At 74.4% G+C, this 14,004-nt stretch carries 4 protein-coding genes; all 4 read right to left on the bottom strand.

Annotated elements, in window-relative coordinates; translation table 11 throughout:
- Positions 1-85: 85 nt before the first annotated feature.
- On the bottom strand, positions 86-1,189 hold the full coding sequence (gene rutA, locus ACFYOU_RS21805; RefSeq protein WP_391307733.1) for a pyrimidine utilization protein A: 1,104 nt from the start codon (positions 1,187-1,189) through the stop codon (positions 86-88).
- Between the two features lie 185 nt (positions 1,190-1,374).
- A complete protein-coding gene (locus ACFYOU_RS21800; protein WP_391307731.1) occupies positions 1,375-7,275 on the bottom strand; it encodes an amino acid adenylation domain-containing protein in 5,901 nt (1,966 codons plus the stop codon).
- Entirely contained in the window at positions 7,275-10,400 is a 3,126-nt protein-coding gene (locus tag ACFYOU_RS21795; protein ID WP_391307729.1) for an amino acid adenylation domain-containing protein, read from the bottom strand. The genes ACFYOU_RS21800 and ACFYOU_RS21795 overlap by 1 nt, the downstream gene beginning before the upstream one ends.
- Before the next feature lie 417 nt (positions 10,401-10,817).
- Complete coding sequence (locus ACFYOU_RS21790) at positions 10,818-13,997, bottom strand: AMP-binding protein (protein ID WP_391307727.1); 3,180 nt, start codon at positions 13,995-13,997, stop codon at positions 10,818-10,820.
- Between the last annotated feature and the right edge of the window lie 7 nt (positions 13,998-14,004).

Below are 14,004 nucleotides of genomic sequence, written 5' to 3'. Positions count from 1 at the left end.
CGGGAGTTCAGGCCGCCCGCCGGAACGGCGGTCGTCGCACGGCGGTCCGCACTGCGCTCGGCACCCCGGCCGCCTTCAGCGACGACTACGCGCTCCCGCCTCCCCCGGGCAGCCGCCCCGGGACGGAGGTTCGGGACTTCATGAGTGGCTGGATCCGCGTGCCGAAGTCCTCGACTCCTTCGAGGAATTCGTCGAAGACGAGGATGACCCCCTTGACGCCGTGGACCTCGCCGAGCTCGTCGAGCATGCGCGCGACGGTCGCGTAGGACCCCACGAGGGTTCCCATGTTGAGGTTCACGGCGCCCTCGGGAAGCGCCACGATCTTCGCGGTCGAGGAACCGTCGGCGGACCCGTCCGTCGCCGTCTGCTCCACCACGTAGCCCAGCGCCGCGAGGTCGGCGTTGTCGTGGTAGTCCTGCCACTTCGCCTGCGCGGCTCCGTCCGTCTCATCCGCGATGATCATGAACAGCGCGAACGCTCCGACGTCACGGCCGGCCGTGCGTGCGTGGTCGGCGAGGGTGGCGGTGGATTCGGAGAGTGCCCGGGGAGTGTTGACGCCGCTGCCCAGGATGAAGTTGCCGTCAGCGTGCTCGGCGGCGAACTTCATCCCCGTGCTGCTCTGCCCGGCGGCCAGGAGGCTGATGTGTCCGCTCGCCGGGCGCGGCGACAGGACGCAGTCGTCCATCGTGTAGAACTCGCCCGTGAAGTTGCTCTTGCCCTCGCTCCACAACTGCCGCAGCACGGTGACGTATTCGGTGGCCCGGGCGTAGCGGTTGGTGAAGTGTTCGTCCCCGGGCCACAGGCCCATCTGCGCGTACTCGGCGGGCGCCCAGCCGGTGACGATGTTGACGCCGGCCCGGCCCGGGGCGACCGAGTCGATGGTCACGGCCATCCGCGCGGCCATCGCCGGGGGCAGGGCGAGGACGGGTGCGGAGGCGTAGAGCCTGATCCGCTCCGTCACGGCGGCGAGGGCCGCCGTCAGGGTGAACGACTCCAGGCAGTGGTCCCAGAACTCCGTCTCGCCGCCGAAACCCCTGAGTTTGATCATCGTCAACGCGAAGTCCAGTCCGTGCTCCTCCGCCCGCTGCACGATGGTCTTGTTCAGTTCGAAGGTCGGCATGTACTGCGGAGAGCTCTTCGAGATGAGCCAGCCGTTGTTGCCGATGGGGAGGAAGACCCCGATGTCCATGCCGCTCCTCTGCCCGCAGGACAGGCAACCACCAGGCCGATTCCCGCCCTTACCGTCATCCCCGTGTGGTCGATCCTGCCCACGGCACCGTGCGGTACACGCGGCACACGGGGTACGGGGTCGGCCACCGATCGGCAGCCGACCCCGTACCCGTCGTCCTCGTGCCTCGTGCCCCGGTCGTCCGCTCAGTCGGTCCGCGCGGGGCGGGCCTCGACCGCGGGGGCGGCAGGGCGGTCGGAGGTGAGGGCGGCCAGGCCCACCAGGTCGTCCGCCTGTGCGTCCGGCACCTCCCGGTCGAACCGGGCCAACACCCGCACCCGCAGCGAAACCGCCCCCAGGAGCAGGATCGCGACCCCGAGCAGCACGTAGAGCAGCCCGATCCCCCGGCCGTCACCCGTACCGAGGACGGCACCCGCGGTGTCGGCGAGGCCACCGCCGGCGGCCATCAGCGGCTCCAGGTAGTGGCTGCCGAACGGCGCGATCAACAGGAAGCCCACCGGCAGCGTGGACCAGGCGACTAGCTGGTTCAGCGCCATCACCCGGCCGTGGAACCGCTGCGGCACCTTGACCTGAATGATCGTCAGATAGATCCCGTTGAGCAGCGAGAGGGACGCGGACATGCCGAACACCCCGGCGCAGACCACCAGCAGTTCGGGCCGCAGCCCGGTCAGGACGCTGAAGAACGCGAGCACCGGAATCACGAGCAGCATGCCGCGCATCCGACGGTGACGGGGCCCGCCCCAGACGCCCATCGCCAGCCCGCCGGTGATCGCGCCGATGCCGCCCGCGAGGGAGACCGTGGCCACCGTGCCGAGTCCGGAGAAGCCGAGCACCAGCGGCGGGACGAGTTGGAAGAGGACCGGCAGGAAGAGGTTGAGCACGGCGAAGAAGAGCAGCATCGCCCGGAATCCCGGCCTGCGCCAGACCAGCCGGAACCCGGCCGTGACCTCCTGCTTCAGGGTTTCGCGCCGTCGGGCGGCCAGCGTGCGCGGGAAGCGGACGACCAGCAGGATCGTCGCCGCCACCACGTAGCTGACCACGTCGATCAGCAGCACGCCGCCCAGGCCGACGGCGGCGAGCAGGCCGACCGCCGCGAGCGGTGCGACCACCTGGGCGATGCCGCCGGAGATCTGTACGACGCCGTTGGCGTGGCCCAGGTAGCGCTTCGGGACGAGCTGCGGGATCGCCGACTGGAAGGCGAGCCGTTGTCCGGTGAGGGAGACGGAGAGGATCGCCATCAGCACCCCGACGTGCCAGGGCCGCAGGGTCCCGAACACGTGGAGCAGCGCCAGGACCGCCTCCGACGTGCCGCAGACCAGGGTCGAGGCCAGCATCACCCGGCGGCGGTCGACACGGTCGACCAGGCTGCCGAGGACCGGGGCGGCCAGCAGGCCCGGCACGATGCCGAGGACGGCGAAGAGGCCGAACCAGGCGACCGAGTCCGTCGACAGGTAGATCCACAGCGGCAGGGCGAACTCGGTCAACGCCGAACCGGTCTGCGAGACCGTCTGGGAGGCGGCGACGGCCACGAAGCGGCGCGTGTCGCGGCGGGTCGCCGGGGCGGTGGGAGGCTGGGCGGTGGCGCGCGCGTGGTGGACTCCGTCCAGCCACCAGGTGGCGCGCGCGGGACGGCGGTCGCGGGTGAGGGCGGCGGAGTCGGGCTCCGGAGCGCCGGTGCTCGCCGTGGTGTCCGAGGCCGTGACCGCCGGGTGGACCGTGGTGACGATCTCGGCCAGTTCCGCGGCGCGGTGCTTGAGGAAGTAGTGGCCGCCCTCGTCGAGTACGGCGACCGCGGTGGTGGAGCCGACGAAGCCCCACTCCCGGAACCGCTCGCGGTGGAACTCGGTACCGGGGTCGGCGGAGCCGATCACCGAGACCACCGGGGACGCCAACGCGGGCGCGGGCCGCGCGAGTTGTTCGGTGAAGTACGCCTCGGCCGCGCGGGAGTCCTCCCGTACGTTGCGGACGATCGTGGCCAGTTGCTCGGGGTCCAGGCCCTCCAGGTCGGCGCCCATGGAGCGGAGCCAGTTCAGGTGGAGCCGTCCGCTGCGCCGCCGGTCGAGCACGGAGAAGCGGGCGAGCAGCCCGAGCAGGCCCTCGGTGGGCCGGGCGAAGGGGAAGATCCCGCCCAGGTAGACGGCGGTGGGCTCGCGTCCGGCGGCCTGCAACCGGTGCGCCAGCTCGACGGCGAGGGCCGCGCCCACCCCGCAGTGCCCGTACACGGCGACCGGGCCGGTCACCCCGTTCAGCACCTCCTCGGCGCAGCGCCGGGCCACTTCTTCCAGCGGCAGCGACTCCTCGGACATGCCGAGGTCGTGCCCGGGGACGGCGACGGCGTGCAGGGCGACGCCGGGCGGCAGGGCGTCCGCGAGCGGCTGGTACACGACGGCGCTACCGCCGCCGTACGGCAGGCAGACCAGGGAGAGCGTGACGCGCTCCACGGGTTGACGGGCAGTCAGTTCGTGGAGGAGGCGACTCGGTCCGCGCTCGGAGTCGGACCGGTCGGCCAGGGCGGCGAGCGCGGCGACGGTCCGCTCCCGGAAGACGTCCATGAGGGTGATCCGGGCCTCGGCGCCGAGGAGCTTGCGCAGGGCGGCCACCATCCGCATGGCGAGCAGGGAGTGGCCGCCGAGGTCGAAGAAGTCGTCGTGCGCGCCGACGCGTTCCAGCCCGAGGAGGCCGGCCCAGCAGGCGGCCACGGCCTCCTCGGTGGGGGTAGCGGGAGCCGTCCAGACGGCGCCCTCCGCGGGGCCGGGCGCGCCGGGTTCGGGCAGGGCACGCCGGTCGACCTTGCCGTGGGCCTGCCGGGGCAGGTCGGGCAGGATCACGAAGCGGGAGGGGACGAGGTAGTCGGGCAGCTTCTCGGCCAGCAGCCGGCGTAGTTCGGCGACCGGTGGCGGGGTGCCCTCCGCGGTGGGGACGAGGTAGCCGACGAGGACGAGTTCCCCGGCCGGGCCCCGGGCCGCGGCGACGGCCTGGGCGACGTCGGGGAGCCGGGCCAGATGGGCCTCCACCTCGCCGAGTTCGACCCGGTAGCCACGGATCTTGACCTGGTGGTCGTCGCGGCCCAGGAACTCGATGGTGCCGTCACCGCGGTGCCGGGCGAGGTCTCCGGTGCGGTACATCCGGGGTGTGACGTCTCCCCCGGCGGCCTCGGGTCTCCGCGTCGCCCCGGGTCTTTCGGGTTCCTCCGTTCCCCCGGGTCTCCCGGACCGCTCGTTGCGCTCAGGTCTCCCGGATCGTTCGGCATCCGGTGCGGCGCCCGTGCGGGGGGCCGCGGCGAACGGGTCGGCGAGGAAGCGTGCGGCCGTCAGTTCCGGTAGGCCCAGGTAGCCGCGGGCCAGTCGGTCGCCGCCGATCCACAACTCCCCCGGCACCCCGGCGGGCACCGGCTGCCGCCGGGCGTCGAGCAGGTACACCCGCGCGCCCGGCAGCGGACGCCCGATGGGGGTGGTGGGTCCGGCCGCGGGCCTCACCGGGTCCACGAGGTGGGTGGTCGCGCCCACGGTGGCCTCGGTCGGTCCGTAGTGGTTGATCACCCGGCAGCCGGTACGGGATCCCGCCGCCGCGAGCCCCCGCGCCCACTCCCAGCCGGACGCCTCGCCACCGAGGACGAGCAGTCGTCGGGGCAGCAGCTGCGCCGGGTCGTCCACCTCGGCGCTGAGCGCGGCCAGATGGGAGGGGGTGAGCTTGACGCAGTCGATGGTCCGCTCGGCGAGGTAGGCGGCCAACTCCGGGCCGGGGGTGCGCGGCGGCAGCAGGTGCAGGCTGCCGCCGGTGGTCAGCGAGAGGTAGAGGGTGGTGAGGCCGAAGTCGAAGGCGAGCGACTGGAGCAGGGCGTAGCGGGCGCCGTCCGGCAGTCCGGCCTCGGCGAAGCGCTGGCGTACGCCGGCCAGGTAGGTGAGCACCTGGCGGTGCTGCACGGCCACGCCCTTGGGGGTGCCGGTGGAGCCCGAGGTGTAGATGACGTAGGCGAGGTGGTCGGGTCCCGCGCCTACGCCTTCGCCGAGCGGGGTGTCGGGGACGGCGGCGAGCCGGTCCGCGAGTCCGTCGAGCAGCAGGACGGGTGCGTCGGACGCGGTCAGCAGGGAGCGCCGGACGGAGGTGGTGACGAGGGCGACCGGCGCGGAGTCGGTCAGCATGTGGGCGAGGCGTTCACGAGGCTGCTCGGGGTCGAGCGGTACGTACGCGGCGCCGGACTTCAGCACGGCGAGCAGGGAGACGGCCTGGTCGAGGCCCTGGTCGAGGCAGACGCCGACGAGCCGGTCGGGTCCGGCGCCGGTGGTGCGCAGCAGTCGTGCCAACCGGTTGGCCCGGGAGTCGAGTTCACGGTAGGTGAGGGTGTTGCCCTCGTGGACGAGGGCGACCTCGTCCGGGGTGCGGACCGCCTGGGCGGCGACGGCGTCGGCGAGGGTCGCGGCGGCCGGGCGGGCGGTGCCGGAGTCGTTCCACTCGTGGAGCACCCGGTCGCGTTCGCCGGGGGTGAGGAGGTCGAGGGCGTCGACGGGGGTGTCCGGGTCGGCGGCGGCCCGGGCCAGGACGCGTTGCCAGTGTCCGGCGAGCCGGGCGACGGTGTCGGCGTCCCAGAGGTCGGTGCGGTAGGTGAGGAAGGCGTCGAGTCCGGCCTCCGGTTCGGCGGGCTCGGTGCAGTACAGCCCGAGGTCGAGGTGGACGCCGCTGCCCTCGAAGGGGAAGGTCCGCCATTCCAGGTCGTGCGGGTGGACGGTCTGGGCGCGGTGGTTCTGGAGGGCGAAGGAGACCTGGAAGAGCGGCGGACGACCGAGGTCGCGCGGCAGGTCCAGGGCCTCGACCAGCCGCTGAGCCGGGGTCTCGCGGTGCTGTTGGGCCCCGAGGGCGGCGGTGCGGACGCGGTCGAGGACGACTCCGAAGGCGGGTCCGGTGCCGTCGGCGGCGGTGTCGGGCCCCGGCTCGGGCGCTGTGAGGTCGGCCCGGATCGGCAGCATCGTGCTGAACAGGCCGATCAGGCCCTCGGTGGCTTCGGTGGGGCGCCCCGCGAACGGCGTGCCGACGGCGAAGTCCCGCTGTCCCGACCAGCGGCCGAGCACCACGTGGAAGGCAGCGAGCAGGGTCATGAAGAGGGTGGCGCCCCGGGCCCGGGAGAGCGCGCGTACGGCGCGGTAGGTGTCGGCGTCGAGCCGGAAGGTGTGGGTCGCTCCGCCGGGGCCGGGCAGGGCGGGGCGCGGGCGGTCGGTGGGGAGCTCCAGCGGTGGCACCCCGGTCATGGTCCGGCACCAGTACCGCAGGTCGGCGGCGGCTTGCGGCAGGTCCTGGCGCGCGCGCTGCCAGTGGGCGAAGTCGCCGTAGCGGACGGGCAGCGGGGGTGGGGCGGGGGCGGCGCCCCGGGCCAGTTCCTCGTAGCCGGTGAGGAGTTCGTCCAGGAGCACCCCGGCGGACCAGCCGTCGCCGACGAGGTGGTGCTGGCAGATCACGAGCACGTGGTCGTCGTCGGCGAGGCGCAGCAGGAGGGCCCGTAGCAGGGGTCCGTCCGTGAGGTCGAAGGGGCGCGCGACCTCGGCTTCGACGGCGGCGCGGGCGGCGGCCTCCCGCTCCTCGGCGGGGAGCCCGGCCAGGTCGCGCGCGAGCCAGGGCACGGTGAAGGCGTCGGCGGGCGTGACGCGTACCTGGGGGGCGCCGTCCTCGTCGACGGGGAAGGAGCTGCGGAGGGTGTCGTGGCGGACGGCGATCAGGCGCAGCGCCTCGGCGAGGGGTTCGGCCCGGAGCGGGCCGCGCAGTCGTCCGGCGGTGGGCAGGACGTAGGCGGCGGTGCCGGGGGTCAGTTGCTCGACGAACCAGAGGCGCTCCTGGGCGAGGGACAGCGGCTGGGGTCCGTCGTCGGGGCGTGCCGGGATCCCGGTGGGCCGGGCGGCTGCGACGGCGGCGCGTTCCCGCAGCCGTCGGGCGAGCAGGGCGCGTTGATCGCCGCTGAGCGTGCGCCGGGGCGTGCGGGCCGCCGTGACGGGCGGTGCGGTTGCCGTGGTCGCGGTGCCCCGTGCCGTGGAGTCGGGGGGCGGGGAGTGCAGGGCTTCGGTGGCGTGCAGGGGGTCCGTGGAGTGCAGGGGGTCCATCACGCTTCCTCCGCCAGCAGTTCGAACACGACCGCGTCGGTCACCGTGGTCACCGTGGTGGGTTCCTCGTAGAAGACGTCCAGCGGTACGTCGACCCCGAGGCGGTCCCGGATGCGGGCCGCGACCTGGGTGATGGTCAGGGAGTGTGCTCCGAGGTCGATGACGTCGTCGTGCGGGCCGATGGCGGGCAGGTCCAGCACTTCGCACCAGATGGCGGCGATCTGGGTGGCCAACTCCTCCCATCCGTCGTCCGGGGCCGCGGTGTCGTCCGGTGAGGCGGTGTCCGGCACGGACTCCGTGCTGCCCCGGGCCGGTTCGGGCAGGGCCGCCCGGTCGGTCTTGCCGTTGGGGGTGAGGGGCAGGGCCGACAGCGGGTGGACGACGCCGGGGACCATCACGTCCGGCAGGGTCCGGGACAGGAAGGAGCGCAGTTCGGGGCCGGTCGGTACGGGGACGTCCGGGTGCCACACCGGGTACGCGACGAGCATCCGGCCGGTCGGGTCGCCCTCGTCGCCGCGGACGGAGACGGCGGCCGCTGCCACGGCGGGGTGTTCCTGGAGGCGGGCCTCGATCTCGCCGAGTTCGATCCGGTGTCCGCGCAGCTTGATCTGGTGGTCGCGACGGCCGAGGCAGTCGAGCGCGCCGTCGGGCCGGACCCTCGCGAGGTCGCCGGTCCGGTAGTGGCGGGCGCCGGTGACCGGGTCGGTGACGAAACGTTCGGCGGTGCGCTCGGGCAGGCCCCGGTAGCCGCGGGCCAACCCCGCCCCGCCCAGGGCCAGTTCGCCGGTGACTCCGTGCGCTACGGGGTGTCCGGCCGGGTCGATCACGAGGGCGGTGGTGCCGGCGATGGGTCGGCCGATGGTGACCTCGTCGGGCGCGGGCGGCACTTCGGTGGCGGTGGACCAGATGGTCGTCTCGGTCGGCCCGTAGACGTTCCAGAGCCGTGCGACGCGGGCCCGCAGCCGGCGGGCGAGCGCGAGGGGCAGGGCCTCGCCGCCGCTGAGGGCGGTGAGGGCGGGGGCGTCGAGCCCGCCGTCCAGCAGGAGCCGCCAGCCCGAGGGGGTGGCCTGGGCGTGGGTGACGCCGTGCCGCTCGACCAGGGCGGCGAGGGCGGCGCCGTCGCGGGTCTCCGTCTCGCGTGCGATCACCACCCGGCCGCCGGTGATCAGCGGCAGCAGCAGTTCGAGGGCGGAGATGTCGAAGGAGAGCGAGGTGACGGCGAGCCAGACGTCGTCGGGACCGGCGGCCAGGGTGTCGCGGAAGGCCAGCAGGAGGTGGGCGAGGGCACGGTGCGGGACCTCGACGCCCTTGGGGTGTCCGGTGGAGCCGGAGGTGTAGATGAGGTAGGCGAGGTCGTCGGGGGTGGGAGCCGGCAGGGGTGCGCGGTGGTGCCCGTCGGTCCCGTCGGGCGCGTTGCCCGTGAAGAGGTCGTCGAGCAGGAGGGTGTTGCCGTGCCCTTCGACCAGGTGGGCGGTGCTCCGCTGGGCGAGCGCGAGCGGGGTGTCGGCGTCGGCGAGCACCAGGGCGATGCGCTGCGCCGGGTAGGACGGGTCGACGGGCAGGTAGGCGCCTCCGGCGAGGGTGACGGCGAGCACGGCGGTCACCATCTCGGCGGAGCGCTCCGCGCAGACGGCGACCACGGTGCCGGGGGTGACGCCGGCAGCGGTGAGCCGCCGGGCGAGGCCGGTGGCGGCGGTCGCCAGTTCCGCGTAGCTCAGGGTCCGTTCGCCCACCGTGACGGCGGGCCGTGCGGCGTGTGCGGCGAAGGAGCGGGAGAGCAGCGCGGGCAGGGTGGAGCCGAGGGCGTCGGGGGCGGGATCGGGTCCGCGCAACGGGGTGCGTTCGGTCTCGTCCAGCAGCGGCAGGTCGGCGAGCGTGGTGCCGGGGGCGGCGGCGATCGAGGCGAGCAGCCGGCGCAGATGGGCACCGACGCGGTCGGCCCGGACGGGGGACGGCAGGTCCGTACGGTGCACCAGCAGGACGCGGAGCCGGTCCGGACCGTCGAGGAGGTGGAACCGCAGGGCGCCGCGCGCGGTGCCGGGGAAGATCGTCCAGTCGGTGGTGGCCCGTACGCCCGGGAAGGCGACGGGGGCGATCCGGCGGCGGTAGGTGACGATGACGGGGGCGAGGGAGAGGCCGGGCGCGACGCCCCGGACGGCTCGGGACAGGGGGACCCGTCGGTGCGGGTAGCAGCCGCGCAGTTCGGCGCGGACCGTGCGGGCGAACTCGCCGAAGGGGGTGCTCGGTTCGGGGGTGGTGACCACGGGCAGCTCGTTGGCGTGCATGCCGATCCGGTCGGCGGTGCCCGGGGTGCGGGTGCCGAGGCCGACGGTGACGGCGGGGCGCTCGTTCCCGTACCGCAGGAGGAGGGTGTGCACGGCGGCGAGGAGCAGTTCGAAGAGGGTGACGCCGAGTTTTTCGGCGGTGTCGGCGAGGTCGGCACGGAGTACGGGGTCGAGGTCGAAGTCCACGGCCGTGCCCGGACCGACGCCGTCGGGGCCGTCGGGGCCGGTGTCGAGGCCCGGCAGCAGCACCGTGGGCCCGGGCAGCGGGCGGTCGGCCCAGTGTGCGGACGCTGCGGCGATCGCCCGGGCGTCGGGTTCGGGGAGGTCGGCGGCGCCGGCGAGCGGGGGGCCGTCGGCGGCCGACCCGGTCGGGGCGGGGCCGTGGCCGGTGCGGTGGGCGTAGCAGGCCGCCAGGTCGGTCAGGAACACGTCGGTGGAGGTGCCGTCGAAGGCGATGTGGTGGGCGACGACCAGCAGGGTGGCGCGGTTCGGGTCCGTGCGCAGCAGGGTGAACCGTACGGGGGGTCCCACCGCCAGGTCGAACGGTTCCGCACTCCCGGCGGCCAACTCGCCGGGCAGCCGTTCGGGCGTGGTGTCGCGGACGGTGAGCGTGGGCGCCGGGCCGGCGGCGAGGAGGGGTACGCCGTCCTCCTCGCGGACGGTCAGGGCGAGGGCGGGGTGGCGGCCGACCACGTCGGCGCAGGCGGCGGCGAGGGCGACGGGGTCCAAGGCGCCTTCGAAGTGGACGGCGAAGGGCATGTGGTGGACGGAGCCGAGCGGGGTGATCCGCTCGTTGATCCAGATGCCCTGCTGGGCGGCGCTGGCGCGGGTGCTGGTCACAGGTCTTCCTCGGTCTTATCGGCATCGGGGACGGGTGGTGCGACTGGAGCGGGGTGAGCGGTGGAGCAGGGTGAGCGGTGGAGCGGTGGGTACGTGCGCGCGGGGCGTGGTGGGGCTCCCGCTCCCGCCCGGCACGGGTGCATGCGGGGGGGTGGGGCAGGGCGGGGCGCGGGCGCGGGGACAGGGCCCGGCGTCGACGCTGACGGCGGGCGGTGCGCGGGCAGGGACGGGCTGCGGTCGTCGGCGAGCGACGGTGCTCGACGGCCGGGTCAGGGCGGGGTGGTGTGACGGTCGGGACGGATGACGTCAGAGCAGGACGGAGGTCGGGACGGGGTGCGGGGAGGCATGACGTCGGTCAGGACGGGCGGGGCCCCGAGCAGGGTGCCGATCGAAGCGTGGCGGTGGTCGGCGCAGGCGTCAGGAACCGGCGGCCGCGGTCAGGGCCGCACGGAAGTCGTCGGCCAGCGAGCCGATCACCGGCTCCTCGAAGGCGAGCGCGTTGTACTGGATCCAACAGTCCAGCGACCCGTCCGGCTGCTCGACCACGGTCAGTTCGGGCACTCCGAGGTCCCCGCCGGGCAACGGCCAGGGCACGGTGGTGCCGCGCGGCAGCTCCCACGGCTCGCAGCGCAGACCGGGCAGATGGGCTTCGGCGGCCCAGCTCTCGTACCGCAGCCAGGCCGGGAACGCCACCACGTGCGGTTTGAACTCGGCGTACGGGTACATCTGGTGGTCGAGCGCCCCCGTCACGGCCCGTCGGACCCGCTCGGCGAGTTCGGCGAAGCCGGGGCCGCCGGAACAGTCCACGCGCACCAGCAGCGACTGCACCAGACAGCCGACGGCCTGCTGCGCCTCGGCCCTGGGCCGCCCGGGGACCGGGGTCATGAGCACCAGGTCGGGGCTGTCGGCGCGGGAGGTGAGCAGTCCGCTCCACAGGGCGGCGACGGCCATGAACGGCGTGACGCCGAGCGCGCCCGCCCGCTCCCGCAGCCGTCCGGCGGGTCCGGTCGCGATGGTGAAGGGGTGCGCGACGGTGTGCACGCGGTCGACGGGGCGCCGCCCCGGGAAGGGGTCGAGTGCGGACGGGGCGCCGGCGAGCGCGGTGGCGAAGTGGCGGCGGCCGCTCTCCCAACGGTCGTTGGCCCAGTTCACCAACTCCGGGTAGGACAGTTCGGGTTCGGGGAGTCGGGGAGTGCGGCCCCGGCGCAGGGCGTCGTAGGCGAGGCTGAGTTCGCGCAGCAGGACGCCGATCGACCAGCCGTCGGCGACCATGTGGTGCACGGCGAGCACCATGACGTGCTCTTCGGGACCGCGGGAGACGACGAGCAGCCGGACCGTCGGGTCGGCGGCCAGGTCGGTGAGCCGGTCCCGCTCGGCGATGAGCAGGGCGTTGACCTCCTCGTCGGTGGCGTCGGGGGCGTCCATCAGGGTGATGCGGGTGTGGGGCGCCTCTGCGAGCACGGTGCGGACCAGGCCGCGCACGTCGCCGGGCGCGGGGACGAACCGCGTGCGGAGGGCGGGGTGGCGTCGTACGAGCAGGGACAGGGCGGGGTCGAGCAGCTGGCGGTCCAGCGGGCTGGTGATGCGGAAGAAGGCGGTGACCGCGCCGACGTCGCGGCCGTCCTCCTCGGCCATCCAGGCGAGGAAGTCCTCCTGTTGGCTGGTGAGCGGGACCTCGTGGTGCTGGGCCCGTAGGGCGCGTAGGTAGGGCGGGGGTTCCGGGGCGGGCGCGCCGCTCCCGGGGCGGTCGGCGGGGGTGCCCGGGTCCGGGGTCCGTTCCCGGGCCGTCTCCTCGTCCAGCCAGGCGGCCTGGGCGCGCAGTGAGGGGCGGCCGAAGACGAGGTCGGCACCGGCGTCGACGCCGAACCGGTCGGTGACGGTGGTGGCGAGGTGCACGGCGCGGAAGGAGTCGCCGCCGAGGGCGAAGAACTCGTCGGCCACGTCGTGTACCGGGCGGCCCAGCACCTCCTGCCAGATCGTGGCGAGGCGCAGTTCGGTGGGGGTGCCGGGGGGCCGAACGGTGACCGCGGCCCCGGCATCCGTGGCCGCCGTGCCCGTCGTGTGCTCCTCGTCCGTGGCGAAGAGCGGGCGCAGCCGGCGTTTGACCACCTTGCCGGAGGCGTTGCGCGGCAGGTCGTCGGCGAGCAGGACGCGCACGGGCAGTTCGGCGCGGGCGAGGCGGGTACTGAGGAAGAGTCGCAGCGCGTCGAGGTCCAGACCATTGGCGGTGGGAACCACGACGGCGACCGGTACGGACCCCATGACCGGGTGTGGTACGCCCAGCGCCGCCGCGTCCGCGACGTCCGGGTGTTCGTGCAGCGCGTCCTCGATGCGGAGGGTGGAGACCTTGAGCGCGCCGGACTTGATGACGTCGCTCTCGCGGTCCACCAGGTGCAGATAGCCGTCCTGGTCCAGGCGCCCGAGGTCGCCCATCCGCACCCAGCCGTCGCGGAACACGGTGGTGCCGGCGGCCGGGTCACCGGCGTACGAGCGCGGGGGTCCGGGCTGGCGCAGCCAGATCTCGCCCGTCTCACCGGACGGGACGGGGTTGCCGTCCGGGGTGAGGATCCGCAGGTCCCGGGGGTCGGTGGGGCGGCCCACCGCTCCGGGCGGGGCCTGGCCGACGACGGCGGAGAGTTGCGCGGGAGCGGCCTCGGACGAGGTGTAGACGTTGACGACGGTGGCCTTCGGCAGGGCCTGGTCGAGGGCTTGGGCGACGGGAGCGGGGAGCGCGGCGGCGGAGGAGCTGAGCAGCAGGACGCCGGAGAGGTCGTGGCGGTCGGGCACACCGGAGTTGAGCAGTTCGATCGCCATCGACGGGACGAGGAAGACGGTGCCGACGTCCAGTTCCTCGATGGCCCGGCCGAACTCCTCGGCGTCGAAGCGCGGGAGGACCACGGTGGTGGGCGCGCCGGTGAGGGCGCTGATGAGCATCACCTGACCGGCGTTGGTGCCGATGGGGAAGGAGTGCAGGGCGTGGTGTGAGTGGGCGTAGGGCCGAGGGCGGGGGTGGAGGCGTTGGCCGGCGGTGAGGTTGGCGTGGGAGGCGCGTACGCCCTTGGAGTCGCCGGTGGTGCCGGAGGTGCCGACGACCTGGGCGAGGTCGCCCGGGGCGGGGCCGGTACGCCTGCGGCCGAGCGCATCGCCGGGGCCGGTGGGGGCGTTCGCGGCCGCTTCGACGTCGGCCAGCGTCAGGTCCGTTCCGCCCAGGGCGGCGCCCAACGGCGGCAGTTCGGCCCCGCGCAGGACCGTGGTGGCGCCGCAGGTCGTGGCGAGCCGTACCGCCTCCGGTTCGGCCAGGTCGGCGCGGAGCGGCAGGGCCGCCGCCCCGGCGTAGTGGACGGCGAGGATCGCGACCGCGTAGGCGTCCCACTCGCGGTCGGTGAAGCGCAGGGCCACGAGTTCGCCGGGCCGGACGGCGCCCTCCAGCTCCCGGGCGGCCCGGACGGCCCGCTCGCGCCAGTCCCCGTAGGTCAGCGTGCCGCCGCCGCGGACCTGGATCGCGACGCGGTCGGGCTGTTTCGCGGCCCGGGCATCGAGCAGGTCGGGAACGGTCAACGGTGCGGGCTGGGCGTTGATGATGTCCTCCAAGAGCATGGTCCCC

The organism is Streptomyces sp. NPDC005955, assembly GCF_042871255.1.
Classification (GTDB): domain Bacteria; phylum Actinomycetota; class Actinomycetes; order Streptomycetales; family Streptomycetaceae; genus Streptomyces.
The sequence above is the reverse complement of the archived record's forward strand: the minus strand, read 5'-3'. Positions and strand labels throughout refer to the sequence as shown.

What these genes read in the sequence shown, in the direction of transcription:
- rutA (WP_391307733.1), bottom strand. Translation starts at nt 1,189, where the DNA reads ATGGACATCGGGGTCTTCCTCCCCATCGGCAACAACGGCTGGCTCATC.
- ACFYOU_RS21800 (WP_391307731.1), bottom strand. Translation starts at nt 7,275, where the DNA reads ATGGACCCCCTGCACTCCACGGACCCCCTGCACGCCACCGAAGCCCTG.
- ACFYOU_RS21790 (WP_391307727.1), bottom strand. Translation starts at nt 13,997, where the DNA reads ATGCTCTTGGAGGACATCATCAACGCCCAGCCCGCACCGTTGACCGTT.